The sequence below is a fragment of the Hyphomicrobium sp. CS1GBMeth3 genome (assembly GCF_900117455.1).
Taxonomy (GTDB): domain Bacteria; phylum Pseudomonadota; class Alphaproteobacteria; order Rhizobiales; family Hyphomicrobiaceae; genus Hyphomicrobium_C.
Genome location: NZ_FPHO01000002.1, coordinates 1,047,894 through 1,066,734 on the forward strand (window position 1 = coordinate 1,047,894; position 18,841 = coordinate 1,066,734).

General features: G+C 64.6%; 16 protein-coding genes and 1 tRNA gene. 5 read left to right on the forward strand and 12 right to left on the reverse strand.

Features of this window, described 5'->3' with window-relative positions; genetic code table 11:
- Positions 1-2: 2 nt before the first annotated feature.
- From ccoS to ccoN, 8 genes are read right to left on the reverse strand one after another with little or no spacing between them, the layout of a single operon-like run.
- A complete protein-coding gene (ccoS, locus tag CS1GBM3_RS05070; protein WP_072392241.1) occupies positions 3-188 on the reverse strand; it encodes a cbb3-type cytochrome oxidase assembly protein CcoS in 186 nt (61 codons plus the stop codon).
- Complete coding sequence (locus tag CS1GBM3_RS05075) at positions 185-2,407, reverse strand: heavy metal translocating P-type ATPase (protein WP_072392244.1); 2,223 nt, start codon at positions 2,405-2,407, stop codon at positions 185-187. The genes ccoS and CS1GBM3_RS05075 overlap by 4 nt, the downstream gene beginning before the upstream one ends.
- Positions 2,392-2,907 (reverse strand): FixH family protein, encoded by a 516-nt coding sequence (locus CS1GBM3_RS05080; protein WP_083567084.1) that lies wholly within the window; start codon positions 2,905-2,907, stop codon positions 2,392-2,394. Before CS1GBM3_RS05080 ends, CS1GBM3_RS05075 begins: the two co-directional genes overlap by 16 nt.
- Positions 2,904-4,406, reverse strand: a complete 1,503-nt coding sequence (gene ccoG / locus CS1GBM3_RS05085) for a cytochrome c oxidase accessory protein CcoG (RefSeq protein ID WP_072392250.1) — start codon at positions 4,404-4,406, stop codon at positions 2,904-2,906. Before ccoG ends, CS1GBM3_RS05080 begins: the two co-directional genes overlap by 4 nt.
- Positions 4,407-4,448: 42 nt before the next feature.
- Positions 4,449-5,327, reverse strand: a complete 879-nt coding sequence (gene ccoP / locus CS1GBM3_RS05090; RefSeq protein ID WP_072392253.1) for a cytochrome-c oxidase, cbb3-type subunit III — start codon at positions 5,325-5,327, stop codon at positions 4,449-4,451.
- Positions 5,314-5,493 carry a cbb3-type cytochrome c oxidase subunit 3 gene (locus CS1GBM3_RS05095; protein WP_072392255.1) on the reverse strand — a complete coding sequence of 60 codons (180 nt, stop codon included), beginning with the start codon at positions 5,491-5,493 and terminating at the stop codon, positions 5,314-5,316. The genes ccoP and CS1GBM3_RS05095 overlap by 14 nt, the downstream gene beginning before the upstream one ends.
- 12 nt (positions 5,494-5,505) lie before the next feature.
- Positions 5,506-6,240, reverse strand: a complete 735-nt coding sequence (ccoO, locus tag CS1GBM3_RS05100; protein WP_072392258.1) for a cytochrome-c oxidase, cbb3-type subunit II — start codon at positions 6,238-6,240, stop codon at positions 5,506-5,508.
- A gap of 15 nt (positions 6,241-6,255) precedes the next feature.
- On the reverse strand, positions 6,256-7,920 hold the full coding sequence (ccoN, locus tag CS1GBM3_RS05105; RefSeq protein ID WP_072392261.1) for a cytochrome-c oxidase, cbb3-type subunit I: 1,665 nt from the start codon (positions 7,918-7,920) through the stop codon (positions 6,256-6,258).
- A gap of 141 nt (positions 7,921-8,061) precedes the next feature.
- Between ccoN and hemN the strand changes: the two genes are divergently transcribed.
- On the forward strand, positions 8,062-9,411 hold the full coding sequence (gene hemN, locus CS1GBM3_RS05110; protein WP_072392263.1) for an oxygen-independent coproporphyrinogen III oxidase: 1,350 nt from the start codon (positions 8,062-8,064) through the stop codon (positions 9,409-9,411).
- Between the two features lie 32 nt (positions 9,412-9,443).
- On the opposite strand, the gene CS1GBM3_RS05115 is transcribed toward hemN, so the two are convergent.
- Entirely contained in the window at positions 9,444-9,581 is a 138-nt protein-coding gene (locus CS1GBM3_RS05115; protein WP_139247796.1) for an aa3-type cytochrome c oxidase subunit IV, read from the reverse strand.
- Positions 9,582-9,902: 321 nt separating this feature from the next.
- Between CS1GBM3_RS05115 and CS1GBM3_RS05120 the strand changes: the two genes are divergently transcribed.
- Both CS1GBM3_RS05120 and CS1GBM3_RS05125 read left to right on the forward strand, forming a co-directional pair.
- The gene (locus CS1GBM3_RS05120) at positions 9,903-10,976 is read left to right on the forward strand and encodes a DUF1963 domain-containing protein (RefSeq protein ID WP_072392266.1); all 1,074 of its coding nucleotides are present in this window, start codon (positions 9,903-9,905) and stop codon (positions 10,974-10,976) included.
- Positions 10,977-11,081: 105 nt separating this feature from the next.
- On the forward strand, positions 11,082-12,464 hold the full coding sequence (locus tag CS1GBM3_RS05125) for an L-serine ammonia-lyase (protein WP_072392269.1): 1,383 nt from the start codon (positions 11,082-11,084) through the stop codon (positions 12,462-12,464).
- 19 nt (positions 12,465-12,483) lie between these two features.
- On the opposite strand, the gene CS1GBM3_RS05130 is transcribed toward CS1GBM3_RS05125, so the two are convergent.
- Positions 12,484-13,215 carry a phosphatase PAP2 family protein gene (locus CS1GBM3_RS05130; protein ID WP_072392272.1) on the reverse strand — a complete coding sequence of 244 codons (732 nt, stop codon included), beginning with the start codon at positions 13,213-13,215 and terminating at the stop codon, positions 12,484-12,486.
- A 184-nt stretch (positions 13,216-13,399) separates the two neighbouring features.
- On the opposite strand from CS1GBM3_RS05130, the gene CS1GBM3_RS05135 reads away from it, so the two are divergent.
- Both CS1GBM3_RS05135 and CS1GBM3_RS05140 read left to right on the forward strand, forming a co-directional pair.
- Positions 13,400-14,284: a diacylglycerol/lipid kinase family protein gene (locus CS1GBM3_RS05135; protein ID WP_072392275.1), complete on the forward strand. Its 885-nt coding sequence runs from the start codon at positions 13,400-13,402 to the stop codon at positions 14,282-14,284.
- 207 nt (positions 14,285-14,491) lie between these two features.
- Positions 14,492-17,935, forward strand: coding sequence for a mechanosensitive ion channel domain-containing protein (locus CS1GBM3_RS05140; RefSeq protein WP_083567090.1), 3,444 nt, complete (start codon positions 14,492-14,494; stop codon positions 17,933-17,935).
- A gap of 72 nt (positions 17,936-18,007) precedes the next feature.
- Here CS1GBM3_RS05140 and CS1GBM3_RS05145 read toward each other — a convergent pair.
- Together CS1GBM3_RS05145 and CS1GBM3_RS05150 are read right to left on the reverse strand one after the other, a co-directional pair.
- Positions 18,008-18,084: transfer RNA gene (locus tag CS1GBM3_RS05145), tRNA-Arg, on the reverse strand.
- Between the two features lie 120 nt (positions 18,085-18,204).
- Complete coding sequence (locus CS1GBM3_RS05150) at positions 18,205-18,840, reverse strand: Isoquinoline 1-oxidoreductase subunit (protein ID WP_072392281.1); 636 nt, start codon at positions 18,838-18,840, stop codon at positions 18,205-18,207.
- Position 18,841 lies beyond the last annotated feature (1 nt).

Here is an 18,841-nt window from a genome sequence, read left to right on the forward strand (position 1 = left end):
GATCAGAGGTCCGGCCGAGCCTGATCGCGATCCGGGGAAAGCGGCGCGTCACTGTCGTCCTGGATGGCGCGCCAGCCGGCGCCGTCGAGATCCTCGAACTGGCCGGAATTGAGCGCCCACAGGAAGGCCACGAGCCCGAGGAGACCAAGGGCCAGCGCACAGGGGATGAGCCAGGCAAGCGCACTCATGGGCGTCTCCTCGTGGCAGCCAAGGCCAACTTGCGCCGGCGCAGGCGCAGCGCATTTGCCGTCACCGCAATCGACGACAGCGACATGGCCACGGCCGCAATCAGCGGGGTGACGTGGCCGGCTACGGCGAGCGGCACGAACAGCACGTTATAGCCGATGGAGATCGCGAAGTTCTCGAGCGACATGCGCTGCGTGGCTTGCGCCACCGTGATCGTCTCGACGATCGGCGCCAGGGCCTGGCCTTGGAACACTGCGTCCGCCGCGGTCTGGCTGATGTCTGCCGCCGTCGACGGCGAGAGCGATGCGTGAGCGGCCGCCAGCGCGGGCGCGTCGTTGAGGCCGTCGCCGACCATCAGGACCTTCTTGCCTGCTGCCTTCATGCCTTCGATGGCCGCGATCTTGCCGTCCGGCTTCACGCCCGCCGACCAGTGCGCAATGCCGACGGCGTTTGCGACGCCGGCGACGGCCGGTGCGCGGTCTCCGGACAAGAGGTGCACCTCATGGCCTGCAGCGATGAGCGCCTGAACGACAGCAGGCGCATCCGGGCGCAAGGCGTCCTCGAAGCGAAGCACGGTCGTTTTTCCGTTCGCATCCGAGACCCACAGGGTGCCGGCCGCGCCGGCAACCGCGGCTTCGCCCGTCACCCACTCCTCGGAGCCGAGGCGCAGCGCTCCGTTGCCAGTCGAACCCACGAGACCCGATCCTGGCACCTCAAGCACGTTGGATGCTGCAGCAACCGCGAGGCCCCGCTCGCGCGCGGCCTTGACGACGGCCTTCGAATAGGGATGCCGGCTCGCGACGGCGAGCGAGGCAGCGGCGGCAAGCGTGGCGTCCGAGATTTCGGCGCCGTTCTGCAGCATGGGCTCGCCGCGGGTCAGCGTGCCTGTCTTGTCGAACACAATCGTGTCGACCTCGGCCAGACGCTCGAGGCCGTCGGCGGCCTTGACGATGACGCCCTTACCGAAGAGCCGGCTCGTGGCCGCGACCTGCACTGCCGGCACAGCGAGCGCCAGCGCACACGGGCAGGTGATGATCAAGACAGCGATGGCGTAGGTCAGCGACAACTCCCAGCCGGCACCCGCGATTATCCAGCCCATGAACGTCGCGGCGCCGAGTATGTGCACCGCGGGTGCGTACTGTCGCGCGGCGCGGTCGGCGAGGCGCACGTATTGCCCCCTGCCCTGCTCGGCCGCCTGCATCAAGCGTGCGATCTCGGCCAGAAGCGTGTTGCTGTCGGTGGCTGTTGCCTCGACCATGATGGGGCGTGTCATATTCACGGTGCCGGCGTGGACATCCGCGCCGTTGGCGGCGCCGCGCGGCAGCGTCTCACCCGTGATCAGGCTTTCGTCGATATCGGTCGCGCCCGAGACGATGCGGCCGTCGACGGGAATGCGCTCACCGGCTGCGACCTGTATCTTCATGCCGGGCGTCAGCGCGCGGGCGGGGCACCGCTCGATCGTTCCGTCCTCGCGGAGAACGGAAGCGGTAAGCGCCTTCAGGCCGATCAGGTTCTCCGCCGCGCCACGGGCCTTGATGCGGACGTGCTCGTCGAGATAGCGCCCGATCAAGAGGAAAAACGTCAGCATGATCGCGGCGTCGAAATAGACCTGATGCGTGCCGCGAATGGTCTGGAACAGGCTCATGGCCGTTGCCAGCGTGATGCCGAGCGAGATCGGCACGTCCATGTTCAGGCGGCGCGCCTTCAGGGCGCCCGCGGCCGAGCGGAAAAACGGCTGCGCCGCGTAGGCGATTGCCGGCATGGCGATCAATGCCGAGAGCCAGTGGAACAGCGTGGCAACCGTCTGGTCCATGTCGCTCACGGCGCCGGCCCAGACCGAGACCGAGAGCAGCATGACGTTGGCCGCCGCGAAACCTGCAACGCCGAGACGGCGCAGGAGATCGTTGGCGCGGTTTGCGTCCTGCTCGTCCGCCGAGCCGACGGATTCCGCGGCACGGTAGCCCTCGCGCGCGAGCGCGTCGATCAAAGGCTGCGTGCCGGTGACGCGGGCGTCATACGTGACGTTGGCGCGCTTTGCCGACAAGTTGACGCGCGCGTCGCGGACGCCTTCCGTCTGGCGCAGGGCGCGCTCCACAACACTGATGCACGCACCGCAGTGCATGTTCTCGACGGCCAGCGAGAGGGTTCGCAAGTCCTCAGCGCGCGCGACGCTGCCGAGCGGCAGGCTTTCGACGAGTGGCAGGCTCAGGGCGCGCGCCATAGACGCCTCCGTGCCTGGAAGACGGGCTCCGACGCAGCATCGGTTTCAAACGCGCGCAGGGTGGCGATCCACGTGCCGGGGGCGAGATCTGCCGCAATCGGCGCCTCGAACACGCCGGGGGCTACTTGCGCGAGTTTCAGCGGACTGTCGGATCGGTTGGTCGCTGGCCGGCCGAGAACGGCTTCGATGCGTGCAGGCGCGGGCGGGATGCCTGTCTCGCTCGCGAGCGAGACACGCAGGCGCGCTGGCTCTGCAAGGATCTCGACCGTATCGGTCCAGCCGAGGGCGGACTGGCGATCGGCGCGGACGATGCGCGCGTTGTAGGCGAGCCCGTCGCGGTAGGCGTTGGTGTTTTCGAGGCCGCCGAAGGTCGAGACCGCCTTATAGATCATGATGGAGTCGGCCACGATGATGACGGCAAAGAACGAAATCATGGCGGCGAGCACCTGCCGACCAGATAACCCGCGTGCGGCCTGGGCTTGTGACTGCAGTCGGCTCATGGTGATGGGCTCCTGAAGCTCGTGTCGCGGATGACGTCGTTGCCGGTTGCAAGATCGGTCACGACGAAGCGCAACGGCGTCGAACTGCCGATTAGCGCAGCGCGCGCCTCGGTTGGTACCGTCACGTAGATCTTAATGGCACGCAGGCTGTTCGGCTCGACGGGAACCTCCGCACCTCCGTTCTCATGGCCGACCACAGCTATGCGGCTGCCGACGATGCCGTCAGCGCGAATGGCGAAATGCTGCTCCCCATGCGTCTTGTTCAAGATTTTCAGCGTGTAGCCGTTACGGATGCCGCCATCCGAGAGACGTACGAAGAGCGGATTCCGATCCTCTATGACGCTGATCTCGACGGGAGCACGCGCGATCCAAGCCCAGGCCATGATGCCGGTCACGACGGCGATCATTGCGGAGTAGAGGATCGTGCGCGGCCGCACGAGCCGCACGGGCTTGCGCTCGGCCTCCGAGGTAACGTCCATGTTGCGGAAGGTCTCATAGGCGATGAGGCCGTGCGGGCGGCCAACCTTGTCCATGATGTCGTCGCAAGCATCGATGCACAGCGCACACTGGATGCATTCGAGTTGCGCGCCGTCGCGAATGTCGATCCCCATCGGGCAGACTGCAACGCAGGCTTTGCAGTCTATGCAGTCGCCGCGGCCGATCCAAGTCTGGCCCTTCTTGTGCGGCTGGCGCGGCTCGCCGCGCCAGCCGCGGTAAGAGACGAGCAGCGAGTCGGCGTCGAACATCGCCGCCTGGATGCGCGGCCAGGGGCACATATAGATGCAAACCTGCTCACGTGCGAAGCCGCCGAGCAGATACGTCGTCGCGGTGAACACGCCCATGAACACGTAGGCGACGATCGGCGCTTCACCGGTCACGAGCTCGGTGGCGAGTGTCGGCGCATCGCGGAAGTAGAAGACCAGGACGCCGCCGGTCGCGAGCGAGATCGCGAGCCAGGTAATGTGCGTTGCCGTCTTCTTCCAGATCTTCTCGAAATTCAACGGCCCTTTGTCGAGCCGCATGCGCGCGCTGCGGTCGCCCTGCCAGAAGCGCTCAACAGCGATCATGAGGTCGGTCCATACCGTCTGCGGACACGTGTAGCCGCACCACATGCGGCCGAGCAGTGCCGTCACGAGGAACAGCCCGAGCGCCGACAGTATCAGGATGCCGGTGATGAAGTAGAGCTCCTGCGGCCAGATCTCGATGGGGCCGAAGAACAAACGCTGGTGCGCGAAGTCGAGCAGGAAGGCCTGGTCCGGGAGGCCGGGGCCACGGTCCCAGCGCACCCACGGCAGCAGGTAGTAGATGCCGAGCGTGACCGCCATCACCATCCACTTCGCGGTGCGGAACGTTCCCTTGGCGCGACGCGGATAGATCGGCTGGCGCGCGGCATACAAGCTGCGCGCCTCCTTTGAGGAGACGGCGTCGACGTCGATACGCGCGACGCCAGGCGCTGCCTCCGTGGGTGCGGTGCCCTCAAACTTCGATGCCGGTTCCATTCGAGCCACGACCGCCTCCGACGGCTACTGCGTGGATTGCCGCTACTTTCCGCCGCCCAATGCGTGCACGTAGATGGCGAGCATCTTGATCGTCACGGGATCGAGCTTTCCTTCCCACGCCGGCATCACGCCGACGCCGGCACGTCCCGTGCGGATCGTCTCCTCGACGTCGGTCTTCTTGCCGCCGTAAAGCCAGATGCCGTCCGTCAGGTTCGGTGCGCCCATCTCGGCAATGCCTTTTCCGGCCTCGCCGTGGCAAGCCACGCATTGCTCCGCGAAGACCGCCTTTCCGCGCTCGGCGGCGACTGCATCACTCGATGCACCCGAGAGCGAGAGTACGAACTCTGCGGTGTCCGAGACCTGGGCGTTGCTCAGGATCTGATCGATGCCGAAGCGCGGCATGGCGCTCTCCTGCGACTCGGGATGACCCGAACGGATGCCGTGACGGATCGTCTTCTCTATGCCGTCCAGCGTGCCGCTCCAGAGCCAGTCGTCGTCGTTGAGGTTCGGATAGCCCTTGAAGCCCTGGGCGCCTCTGCCATGACAAGGCGCGCAGTTGTTTGCAAATTGCGCGCCGCCGCCACGCAGCACGAATTCCATCAGGTCGGGGCTCTTCGCGATCTCCGACGCAGGCTTGGCGGCGATGGCTTCTAGGAAGCTTGCCTGGCTCGCTTTCGCGGCTGCGATGTCGTTTGCGACCTCGATGCGCTGGCTGTAGCCCAGCACACCCGTGGTGTACGTGTTCACGAGCGGCCAAGCGGGATAGAGGATCCAGTATCCGATCGACCAGACGATGGAGGCGTAGAGCACGTAGAGCCACCATCGCGGCAACGGCTTGTTCAGTTCCTTGAGGTCGCCGTCCCAGACGTGACCGGTCGTCTCTGCGCCGGTGGCGGCGTCGAACTCCTTATGCCCGGCCATGCGGACCTCCCTCCCTCTCATCGCCGTCGAGCGGCATGCGCGCGGCGGCGTCGAACCGTGCCTTATTGCCGGGCCGGAGCGCATAGACGAGCACGCCGGCCATGACCGCTCCGAAGATCGCCATGGCGATGATCTGCGACCACCCCGCCACGTCCTGATAGGTCATCGTGTGCCTCCGTCAGCGCAGGTTGGGGCCGGCGGCGTCGAAGGTCGTGAAGTCGACCAGCGTGCCGAGCATCTGCAGGTACGCGATGAGCGCGTCCATCTCCGTCGGCGGCCCTTCCGACTTGCCGTCGAACTTGCGCACCTGTGCCTTCGGGTAGCGCTCAAGGACGGCCTTACCGGCCTTCGTATCAGGCGAGACCTGGCCCAGCAGGTCGGCGTTCGCGGCTTCGATCATCTCGTCGCTGTAGGGCACGCCCGCAAGACGCAGCGCTTTCATATCGGCGGCGATGCCGTCTGCATCGAGTTTGCGGTCGGCAAGGAACGGGTAGCCCGGCATGACCGATCCCGGCACCACCTCACGCGGGGCCTTCATGTGATCGACGTGCCAAGCATCCGAATACTTGCCACCCACGCGCGCCAGATCCGGGCCCGTTCGCTTCGATCCCCACTGGAAGGGATGGTCGTACATGCTTTCGGCGGCGAGGCTGTAATGGCCGTAGCGCTCGACCTCATCGCGCAACGAGCGGATCATCTGGCTGTGACAGTTGTAGCAACCCTCGCGGATGTAGATGTTGCGGCCAGCGAGCTCGAGGGGTGCGTACGGACGCATGCCCTGCACCTTCTCGATGGTCGAGCCGAGGAAGAAGAGCGGTGCGATCTCGACCAGGCCGCCGATGGAGACGACGACCAGGATGCCGATCAAAAGCACCATGGAGTTCTTCTCGAAGAACGCGTGAGAGAGTTTCATTGTGTTCGTTCTCCGTCACTCTGCAGGTGCTGCAAGCGGGCCGACGCGAAGCTCTGGGGCGGACGCGACGCGCGGCTGCTCCGCTAGGTCAACCGGCTGATCGCCACGAATGGTCTTCCAGACGTTCCAAGCCATCAGCAGCCCGCCGATCACGAAGAGCCCACCGCCCACGGCGCGGATGATGTAGGGCCAGTGCATGGCCTCGACCGTCTCGACGAACGAGTAGGTCAGGAAGCCCAGGTTGTCGTAGGCGCGCCACATCAGGCCCTGCATGATCCCGGACACCCACATAGAGGTGATGTAGAGAACGATGCCGATCGTGGAGATCCAGAAGTGCCATTCGACAAGGCGCAGTGAGTAGAGGCCTTCACGCCTCCATAGCCACGGCACCAGACAGTAGATGGCGCCGAACGACACCATGCCGACCCAGCCCAGCGCACCCGAATGCACGTGGCCAATGGTCCAGTCCGTGTAGTGCGACAGCGAGTTCACCGCCTTGATCGACATCAGCGGGCCCTCGAAGGTCGACATGCCGTAGAACGCCACCGAGACCACGAGCATGCGAACGACGGGGTCGGTGCGCAGGCGGTCCCAGGCGCCCGAAAGCGTCATGATGCCGTTGATCATGCCGCCCCAGGAGGGCATCCACAGCATGATCGAGAACGTCATGCCGAGCGTCTGCGCCCAATCCGGCAGCGCCGTGTAGTGCAGGTGGTGCGGACCCGCCCAGATGTAGAGGAAGATCAGGCTCCAGAAATGCACGATGGAGAGCCGGTACGAATAGACCGGACGCTCCACCCGCTTCGGGATGAAGTAGTACATGATGCCGAGGAAGCCGGCGGTCAGGAAGAAGCCGACAGCGTTATGTCCGTACCACCACTGCGTCATCGCATCCTGGACGCCAGAGAACAGCGAGTAGCTCTTGGAGCCGAGCAGCGACACCGGGATCGCGAGATTGTTCACGATGTGCAGCATCGCGATGGTGACGATGAAGGCCAGGTAGAACCAGTTCGCCACATAGATGTGCGGCTCCCGGCGCTTCCACAGCGTGCCGAGGAAGACCAAGAGGTAGGCGACCCAGACGAGGGTCAGCCAGAGATCAACGTACCATTCGGGCTCGGCGTATTCCTTGGCCTGCGTCGAGCCCAGCAGATATCCGGTGGCGGCGAGCACGATGAAAACCTGATAGCCATAGACGACGAACCACGGCGTCCAGTAGCCGGCCAGACGCGCGCGCGAGGTACGCTGCACGACATAGAGCGAAGTGGCGATCAGGACGTTGCCGCCGAAAGCGAAAATCACCGCCGAGGTGTGCAGCGGGCGCAAGCGGCCAAAGTTGGTCCAAGGCAGATCAAGGTTAAGGGCGGGAAAGGCGAGCTGCCAGGCAATGATGTCGCCGGCTAGAAAGCCTGCCACGCCCCAGAACACGGCGGCGATGGTCGCGAACTTGACCGGGCCGTCCATATAATCGGACCGCTCTTGCTCGCCTCCCGCGCGCGGATTTGAGGCAACGTAGATGCCGGCCGCAAGGCTCGCGACCAGGAACAACGCGCCGTGGAAACGGATCACCTCATCAAGGCCGGCAAATGCCAGAATTGCCCCGACTAGCACGCCCGCGGTAGCGGCCAGCAGCGCACCGCCCCCCGATAGCGCAATCACCTCTTCGCTGGTTGCTTTCATGGACCCCTCGACCGGTGCAGAAAATTTGTTCGGATGAGTGATAAACACGGGCTGCGCAACAGATCTTGATCGCGATCAAGCTGCGGCGAAAGGAGCACCGGTAAGACGAGACAGACCCCGCAAAGGGAGGCCGGTCCATCCATGTCGAGCTTGGCTCTCAAAACGCTGGCCGAACGCTACGCGGCGCCGGTTCCCCGCTACACGAGCTATCCACCAGCGCCGTACTTCAACGACGGAATCGGCGCGCGCGAGGCCGCTGCGTGGATCAGCTCGCTGCCCCACAACGCGGCCCTTTCGCTTTACGTGCACATCCCGTTCTGCCGGTCGCTCTGCTGGTACTGCGGCTGTGCAACCACGGTGGTCAATACGCCGCAGCCCGTCGCCGCCTATCTTGCAACGCTGAACGACGAGATCTCGCACGTTGCCGCGCTCGTGCCACCCGCGCACCACGTCCGGCACATTCATTGGGGCGGCGGCTCGCCCAACTCGCTCGCGGCCGAGGAGATCGTCGCGCTTGCCAGCCGCATGCGGGCGCTGTTCGAGGTCGATGACGACGCCGAGTTCGCCGTCGAGATCGACCCGCGCTTCATGGACGCGGCGCGCGTCGCGGCTTTCCGGCGCGCTCGCGTCAACCGGGTGTCCATCGGCGTGCAGGACTTCGACCCGGCCGTTCAGGCGGCCATCAACCGGCACCAGCCGTATGAGATGACGCGGGATGTTATCGGGGCCCTGCGCGAAGCGGGCATCGGATCGATCAACATCGACCTAGTCTACGGGCTGCCGGGCCAGACGCAGGCAAGTGTCGCGCGTACGCTTGACCTCGTGCTGTCGGTCGAGCCGGATCGTCTCGCCGTGTTCGGCTACGCGCACTTGCCGGAGCGGATCCGGCACCAGAAGCTCATCGATTCCAGCGCGCTCGCCGGTCCGGTCGACCGGCTCGGGCAGGCCAAGCGCATCGCGCGCAAGCTTTTGGCGCATGGCTACGTGCGTGTCGGGCTCGACCATTTCGCAAAGCCGACTGATCCGCTCGCGACCGCTTCCGTAAACCGCAACTTCCAGGGCTATACGACGGACAGCGCGGACGCACTGATCGGGTTCGGGGCTTCCGCCATCAGCCGCTTTCCGCAAGGCTACGCGCAGAATGCGGCGCGGGTTGCCGACTATCACGAGCGTGTCGCCAAGCGGCGGCTCGCGACGGCGCGCGGCCTTGCGCTCTCGGACGACGATCGCATGCGCGCGCACGTGATCGAGAGGCTGATGTGCGAGCTCGAATTTTCGGCCTCTGCGCTTCAGGCCCGCTTCGGCGCGGCCGCCGAGCCGCTCATTGCGGACGCGCAGCTCGTCGTCGAGTCCGACCGCGACGGACTCGTGGAGGCAACCTCCGACGGCTTCCGCGTCACGGAACGCGGACGGCCGTTCGTGCGCAGCATCTGCGCCTGCTTCGACGCCTATCTTGACACGTCGCCGGCGCGGCACGCCGTCGGGGTGTGAGCGCCTTTTGAACTGTCGCGGGTGAAGAGATCCTAGAGCAGGAAATAGGCGAGCAGGATCAGGATGGTCGCCATGGTGGCGACGAAGAACATCACGCCCCGCACGAAAGACCGGTAGGTTTGCAGGTGCTCGGCGTAGTCGGAATCGGCGACGGGATAGTGAGTAGCCATTTCGGAAGCCTCCTTTTCGCGCGCTCGCATACCCGAGCGGCAGGCTGTTTCTGATCCGGGGCTCTCTTTTTTGCCTCGCTGGCCGGGCGACAAATGTCACGGCGGACCAGCGCTAAGAAAGAAAGGCACGCCGACGGATCGTTTCAAGGGGTGCAGCACGCGCCGAGCCGACCGAGGCGCCTTCTGGCGTCCGCTCGGGCCATAAGGTGCTGATGCATGCCGGATTTCCGGCCACAACACCGTCGTTCTGTTGTGAGAGCCCCTGCCTGCTGCCACGTCTCCCCGGCCGCAGCCCCTAATGCATGCTCAAGGACCCCCAACATGTTCGATAGCCCTGCCGAGGCGGCCCAGGCCTTGCGTGCCTATTTCGACCCACCGCGCGTCGAGCTCGTGGTGAAGGCTCTGGTCCCCGCCATCGTGCTGGAGCCCCGTTCCGGCCTTAAGATGGTGCTTGGCGGGACGCGGCTCGGCGGCACGCCCGATGCGCCAGCGGGCTTTGTGTGGCCTCGCCCACCCGCCCCCGCCGACCCCGAGGAAATCGCGAAACGCGGCAACGAGTATGCGGCGCGCGAGATGCGCGATCACATGGCGCTCGGGCTGCCTTATGCTTTCGTCGCCCAGATCGACCTCGCGGAAGCGGCTGGCTTGGGGGACGGCGCATCCGGGATTCCGACCGAAGGAAGGCTCTTGTTCTTCTATGATTACGCCGTCGGGCCGTGGGAGACAGGCACGCGTCCAGCGCGCGTGATCTGGGATAGGACACCGGCCACAGATCTTACGTCCCTTTCCATGCCGGAGGACCTCGCGGCAGCAGCCACAAAAGAACGCGCGGCGCGAGATGCGATCGCCGCTCAGTTTCCGGACCGCGAGGGCGAAAGCAACAAGGGCGTGGAGAAGGGCACCGTTTATGGCGCGCCTGGACGTGCGATGTTTCTGCGTCAGACCCTTCGTCTGCCGCATCCCGCCGCACTCGAGATCAACGCGCTTCCGTCCGACCTTGCTGTCGCTGCTCGCGGCGGAAGCGGCAGCAATGACGCTGAGGATTTTCATACGGCCTACGAGGAAGCGCTCGAAGCACATCTCGATGGTTATTCAGGAGACGCGTGGCGCCGCAATCAACTGCTCGGAGCGCCGATGCCGGAGCAGGACGATCCGCGCTACGATGCGGTGGTGGTGTCCGAATTCGGTAAGCAGTATCTTTCGCGCGAGGAATGGGACACGCGTCGGGCTGATATCCTCCGCAAAGCCGAGGACTGGGTGCTGTTGCTTCAGGTCGACCTCGGCAACTGGATGCAAGAGCGCTTTGTCGAGGGAACGGTTTATTTCGTGATCCGCAAGGACGACCTCGCAAAACGCCGCTTCGAGCAGGTCGTGGCCGTTTACCAGCAGACATGAGGGCACGGGGCGGGATGCCGGGCGCTTCTCTGCACAGTGTTTAGGCGCGGCTCGCTCGATTGCTGATCTGGATTCCAGCCGCAGAAAGACTAATGTGGCGCCCGCATGTTTCTCAGTGTCTTCGACATCTTCAAGATCGGCATCGGCCCCTCGTCCTCCCATACCATGGGGCCTATGACCGCTGCGCGGCGGTTTCTGGAGAGATTGCGCACCCTGCCGGCTCGCCAAGACGTCCGGCGTCTGCAAGTGCGCCTCTACGGATCGTTGGCCTTTACCGGCAAGGGGCATGGCAGCGACCGTGCCGTGCGCCTCGGCCTCCTCGGCTACGAGCCGGCGACGCTCGATACGGAGCGGGCGGAAGCCGACTTGAGCCGCCTCGCGCGGGGCAAATTCCTCACGATCACCGGCCTGCCCCCGCTGGCGTTCGATCCGGTCGCCGATCTCGTGTTCGACTATGGTCCGCCGCTCCCTGGCCATTCCAATGGCATGATCTTTCTCGCGTTCAATGACGCCGACGAGACGCTTCTCACCGAGACCTACTATTCGATCGGAGGTGGGTTCGTGGTGAACGCGGCGGACCCTTTCCCGCCGCCGACGGTTGCCGACGAAAGGAAGCAGTGTGCGTTTCCCTTTGCCTCGGCCGCGGCCATGCTGAAGATGGCCAAGGCGAGCGGGCTCGCCATCTGCGAGATGAAGCGGCGCAACGAGGAGATGACGCGGACGCCCGACGAGGTGCGCGAGGGAACGGCCCACATTTGGCAGGTGATGTCGGCCTGTATCGACCGCGGGCTCGCAACGGAAGGGGTTCTGCCCGGCGGGCTCAATGTCAACCGGCGCGCGCCGCGCATGTTCAAGCAGATGCGCGCGGAGCAAAGCTTGAACCAGCGCCAGCCGCACTCGGCGACTGATTGGCTCTATCTCTATGCCATGGCCGTGAACGAAGAGAACGCGGCGGGCGGGCGTGTGGTCACGGCGCCGACCAACGGCGCGGCGGGTGTCGTTCCGGCTGTCATTCGTTACTACGTCGAGCATTGCGTCGGATCAGATCCAGAGCGGATCGGCGATTTCTTGCTGACGGCCGCCGCGATCGGCGGGCTCATCAAGCACAACGCCTCCATCTCGGGGGCGGAGGCTGGGTGTCAGGGCGAGGTCGGATCGGCGGCTGCGATGGCTGCGGCCGGGCTGTGTGAAGTCCTGGGCGGCACGCCCGCAGAGGTCGAGAATGCCGCCGAGATCGCGCTCGAGCATCACCTCGGCATGACCTGCGATCCGGTTGCCGGGCTGGTTCAGGTGCCTTGCATCGAGCGCAACGGCCTTGGCGCGGTCAAGGCGGTGACGGCGGCCTCTATCGCCATGCGCGGCGACGGCTCGCACTTCATGCCGCTCGACAACTGCATAGCGGCCATGCGCGAGACCGGTGAGGCCATGAGCACGAAGCTCAAGGAGACGAGCTTGGGCGGCCTCGCCGTCAATCTTCCGGAGTGCTGACACCCACGCGCCCGCTGGCTCATTCGCGCGTGCCTGCCGGCTGCATCCGAAGCAGCACATACCAGCAGACGAGAACCCACGCGGCACCGACGGCCCAGCCGGCCAGCACGTCCGTTGGCCAATGCACGCCGAGATAAATGCGACTCAGGCCCACCATGAGCGATATGGCAACGCAGACGCCGAAGATAAACAGCTTGACCGGATAGCTCGCTTCCACGCGCGCCAGCATCATGCCGAGCATCAGGTAGACGATGGTCGAGTTTGTCGTATGCCCTGACGGAAAGCTCTCGGAGGAGACGAACGTGCCGTGGGCGACGATATCGGGCCGCGGGCGCGCATAGCCGATCTTGAGCAGGCGGTTCAGCATGGACCCAAGCGTGACCGCCACGATCAAGAAAGCGGCCTTGGCGGGCGCGTTAGCGATCCACAGGTAGACGGAAACGACGATCACGGCGAGCGTGAGAACGATTGTGCTGCCGAGCGCGGTGATGTCGCGCACGGCCTCCTCGAACCATTTCGGACCTATGGGCTCGGCCAAGTTGCCCGGCTCGCGGAGCGCTCGCAAAATCCACTCGTCCAGGGCGTGCAGCTCGCCGTCCATGACGGCCCCAGCGTACAGCATGAAGGCGAGGATCGCGGCGCCGGCCGCGGCCACCGCAACCAGCGGTTTGAGCTCAAATCGCCGGGCCGGCGAGGAGACGCCGCGCGTCCCGGTTCCTGCGTCTCTCTTGTTCTGAGAATCCCGTGTCACGCGCGACCTTGGCGCCTTTGTTTGTCGGTAGGGACAGTAACTATTTCCCCTCGCGTGCGTTTATGCAAGCGATGGTCATTCCCGCCCCTTGAGGTCATGTGTGAGCGGAGCTGAACTCTTTCCAGATGCTCGAGATGCGGACGGCGCGCGTTCGGACGCCGGCCCTCTGCGCTGGAAGGTCCATGTGGTTATCAACTTGCGGGCCGGAACGGCGCTCGGCCTCACGCAAGCTGAGATCGAACACACCGTAACAGAGGCGTTCTCGCGCGCCGGACATGCGGTGTCGGTGTTCTGCGTTCTTCCGGAAGAGGTGGAAGCCGCCGTTGCGCGGGCAGCGACGAGCGATATCGACGTTCTGGTTGTCGGCGGCGGCGACGGGACCGTGCGCACGGGCGCCCGCCACGTGATGGGGACGGACAAGGCGCTCGGCATCCTGCCGCTCGGCACCATGAACCGCATGGCCAAGGACCTCGAGATCCCGCATTCGCTCGGCGCAGCGGTCGCGTTTCTCTCCAATGCGAAGCCGTCCAAAGTCGACGTGGGGACGGTCAACGGCAGCATTTTTCTCTGCAATTCGATCATGGGCGCCACGTTGAGCTTTTCCGTCGGGCGAGCGAGGCTGCGCGGGCGCCCGGCGCGAGAGCGCCTCCCTCGCTATTTCCTGATCCTGCGGGAGATCCTGTCCAGCCGCCGCAAGCTCTCCATCGTCGTCGACAACGGTGAGGATCGCCTGCGCATTCGGGCGTTATCGGTCGCTGTCACCAACAACGGTTACGACGAGACGATGAGCTGGTTCCGCCGCTCGCGTCTCGCAAACGGCACGCTCACCATGTATGTCTCGAAGCACCGTAGCGGCTTCGGCCTCGCCCTTGCGCTTGGCCGGGCGCTGATCGGCCGCTGGCACGGGGATCCGGAAATGGTGAAGCTGACGGGCTCCGAGTTCGCCATCTATAGCAGGAAGCGCAGCAAGTGGCTGGCTAACGACGGCGAGCTCCTCAAGTTCGACACTCCCCTCCGCTATGCGATCGTGCCGCGCGCGCTGAAGGTCCTGATGAAGCACGGCTCATAGTCTCGTGGTTGGCCGCCTGGGGGTGCTCCGACAGCGTATTGGCCCCAAGCAAAATCTGCCTGAAACAAGCGCCCGGGGAGGACGAAGGGGTCTCGTGCCGCGAAAAAGCCTGAAATGAGAAAAATCTAGCCCCTCTCACACTCGTTCCCTCCTGTTTCAGACCCGGTGAGGGTTTATCCCCACCGCCGATGTGGCCAGCTCAACGTCATGATGAAAATTCTCCGATCAGGTTTCGCACTCTGCGCCATGGCTCTCTCGCTGTTGTTGCCGGGGCCCGCGGCGGCGCAAAGCCCACCGCCTGCCGCGAAGCCGGCCGAGCAGGCCACTCCGGCGCCCAAGACAGACGCCGCTGCACCCACCCCTAAGGCAGATTCCAAGGAGGCGTCTCCCAACGCACCCGACGCGGAGGCGGTCGCTTCCGGGCCTGAGCGAGCAATAGAGCGCGCCAAATCTCGCATTCAGGAGCTCGAGGGGCGGACGGATGTTGCGCCGGCAGTGCGTGAAGAGGCGCTTACTCTTCTAAGAACCGCACTTGGCCACGCCGAAGCGGCCGCCGCGAGTGCTGTAACCGCCACCCGCTTCCAGCAGTCGAGCCAACGTGCGCCGGACCGTATTGCAGAGGCCAAGCAGCAGCTCGAGGCGCTACAGAACTCAACCGCGGACAACGAGTTCGCGAGCCGCGCCAGCTCGCTCAACCTCTCGGAGGCGCAGCAAGCCCTCGATGCAGCCAACAGCGAAGCCGCAACACTCAAGACGGAACTCGATCAATTCGAGAACCGGCTTCGCGACATGAGCGGCCGCGCAACGGCAGCCCGCGAAGAACAGACGGCCGAGAAGCAGGCGATCGACGCGCTCGAAAATCCCGAAGCCGCCCCTCACACCGATCTCGATCCGGTCGTTGCGGAAGCCCGCCGCACCGCAATCGCTGCGGAGCGGCGCGCGCGGACGGCCAAGTTGCACATGCTCGAGCAGGAGATCATCACTCTTCCCGCACGACAGGCTTCGACAACAGCGCGGCGCGATCTCGCAGCGGCGAAGCTCGAGAAGCTCAATAAGCGCATCCCCATTGTCGAGCAGCGGGTGAGTGCTCTTCGCGAGATCGAAACGGCTAAGAAGGATCGCGAAGCGGCCCAGGAGGCACGCAAGCTTTCCGCGCAGCATCCTGTTCTCGAAGCCTACGTGAAGGACACTGAGGTCATCAAGGCGCGGGAAGCCGATATGGCCCGGCTCGTCGACGAGAACAAAGCGAAGCTTCTGGAGGTGCAGGCCGAACTGGCGCGCGTGCGCGACTCGAGAACTGCGGCGCAGCAGGTGCTGGAGATCGGCAGCATCGGCGGTGAGTTCAGCGAGTTGCTGCGCGCCATGCGTGCCCAGCTCCCCTCCGTCGCGCGTCTGCAGAGGAGGATCATCGACCGTGACCAGACCATCGTCGACGCGCGCCTAAGGCGCCTCCGATCCGAAGAGGCACGGCGTGCTCTCCAGGACGCCGGGGGGATGGCGGATCGGGTGCTCGCGGGCGCAGCCAAGGAAGGCGAGACCATTCCGGCCGATGTGCGCCCAGCGCTCGAAAAGCTCGTCCTCGCGCGGCGTGACCTCTACGTTCAGCTTTACGATTCGCTGGTGACGCGCATTTCGCAGCTTGCGGAGCTGAATGCGACCGAGCGCGATCTGCTCAACCAGACCAACCAGCTTCAATCGCTCCTGAACAGCCGCCTGTTGTGGCTACCCACGGCGGAGCCGATCGGCACCGGCTGGTTCAAGCAGGTCCAGTCCAGCTTCGTCTGGCTGGGCAATCTCGAGGACTGGAAAGCGACGGGGCGTCTGCTCGTCGAGCGGGCCCTCGAACGGCCCATCCTGACGGGCCTCGTGCTTTTGATTTTCGGCGGGCTGCTGCTCTTCTCGCGCCGCCTCTTCGCCCGGCTTGGAGCGATCGAGAACGCTCTTGGCCGCTACAAGACCGACAACTATCTCCGCACGCCCGAGGCTCTGCTCATATCGGCACTGCTCGCACTGCGCTCCCCAATCCTGTTCGTCTATGCGGGTTGGCTGCTGAGCGAGCTGCCGCAGGTGTCCGAGTTCTCGGCCGGTGTGGGCGCCGGACTGCTGACGGTTGCCTCTCTCGTCACTTTCCTTCGCTTCGTCCAGTTCGTTTGTATCGAGAAGGGATTGTTCTCGGCCCATTTCGGATGGAGCGAGCGCGCGAGAAACCTGCTCTGGCGCAACAGCCTGTGGCTCAAGTACGTGCTCATTCCGGTCGGCTTCGTGCTGGGTATGATCAGCGTCTCCAGCGCGCAATATCTGCGCGATGGGCTGGGACGGTTTGCATTCCTTGCCGGCGGCATCGCGGTCGCGATCTTCGTCTGGCGCGTGCTGCATCCGCGGCACGGCATTTTCGCCGAGCGTCTGGTGCCCGGCACCGCCATCTGGATGACGCGCTATCTCTGGCACGCGTTTCTGACGCTGGTGCCACTGGCCGTCGCGGGCCTAGCGCTTTGGGGCTACTACGATGGAGCCTCGCAGATCCAGGCCGGCCTCATCTACACCGTGGCCATCATCTTCGGGGCGTTCCTGGCCTACAGCATCGTCATGCGTCAGGTGCTCGTGACGCGGCGCCGCCTTGAGGTCAGACGTGCCCTCGAACGGCGCGAAAAGGCGCGCGAGCAACTCGCAGCGCAAGAAGCGCTCGAGTATACCGGCGAAGGAAAGACGATTCCGATCGAAGAGCCGGAAGTCGACATCGCGTCGATCAGCGAGCAAACGCGCAACCTCGTGCGGCTTGCTGCTCTGCTTTTGCTCGCCGCCGCGCTCTATTTCTTCTGGCGGGAGGCACTTCCCTCGCTGGCGCTGCTTGACGTGCCGCTTTGGCAGCAAACCGTGACCGTGGACGGCGCGGCGCGCAACGTGCCTGTTACGGTATCGAACGTGATGATTGCGCTCGCGGTCCTAGCCATCACCTTCATCGCCACGCGCAACTTGCCGGGCCTTTTGGAGATCACCGCGTTGCACCGGCTGCGTATCGAAGCGGGTACGCGCTACGCCGTAGGTGCGGTCAGCCGCTATCTGATCGCGATCGTGGGCATTGCGTTCGCGTTTCGCAGCATTGGGTTCGACTGGAGCCAGGTGCAGTGGATCGTCGCCGCGCTTGGCGTGGGCGTCGGTTTCGGCCTGCAAGAGATCGTCGCCAACTTCATTTCCGGCCTGATTATCCTGTTCGAACGGCCCGTGCGCGTGGGCGATACGGTGACTATTGGCAATTTGACCGGAACAGTCTCGCGAATCCATATCCGCGCCACGAGCATGACGGATGGCGAGAACCGCGAGATCATCATTCCTAACAAGGCGCTCATTACCGAGAAGGTCATCAACTGGACCCTGACGGACAGCATCACGCGCGTGACGCTGAAAATCACGGTGCGTTACGGAACTGATACGCTTAGGGCGCAGATGGCGATTCTCGACGCGGTAAAGGCAACACCACAGGTGCTCGACTCGCCGGCGCCGAGCGTGTTCTTCATCGGCTTCGGACCGTCGGCTCTCGAGTTCGAAGTTCGCGCGTTCGTGCTGCAGCTCGCCCACCGCTCGGCTGTGATCAACGACCTGCACGTCGCCATAGAGCGTGCGCTTCGCGAGCAGGAAATTGCCATGACGTGACGGGCTGGCGCCTGCGCCCGTCATTAAATTTTTCGGGAAGAACTTGGTCGAAGCTTGCTTATGAAAACGCAGTGGCGCGCCCGACAGGATTCGAACCTGTGACCTGCCGCTTAGAAGGCGGCTGCTCTATCCGGCTGAGCTACGGGCGCTGATTGGTTCATACGGCTCGCTACGCGGATCGTGAAGTCGCCCGCGCAGGCGTCACGCGCCCTTCCTTATCAGAGCCGGCGCATCGGGAAAAGCGTCGCCTTGGAAAAGCGGCTTCGAATTCAAGCCTTGGGGCAGGCAGCCCCTGCCTCGACCCAGGCCTTGATCAGCTCGCCAAACTCTTTCTGGGTTCCGGGGGCCGGCTCCCGCCCCACGCCCGGCTCCCAGCCCCAGCCGACAAGCGAATCCTCGGCCATGTGATGCACGAGCTCGTCCATGGATTTGCCACCGTTGCGCGCCGGATCCTTGATCTGCTCGCAGATCTCGCCCAGCGACTTGCCGAGCCACGCCATCTCGATCGGCGCGAGATGCCATTGTGGATGACCCGGCACTCTGCCGAAGTCGAAGTTTGCCTGTCCGTGGCACGAGGTGCATCGCATGGCGATCGCTCCCATCCCGTCTTCACCACGGACAACGAGCGGCTGATGCGGGTGGCTGATCTCGCCTTGCGCGGGCCGATCGCCGGCGGGGTGGCAATTGACGCAACGAGGGTGCTGAATGACCTTGCCGGCTTCGGCGAAAAGAGCGAGCGCGCGCTCGGTCGGGTTGCCGATGCCGTCGAATGCCTCCACCGGTTTCAGCCGCTGCTTGCTAACAGGCTCCGCCGAAGAAACGGACCAACCGGCGAAGGCTATGAGGCCGATGCATGCCGCAAGACTACAAAAACCAAAGACGAGCGTATGGCTTGGCCGATGCATG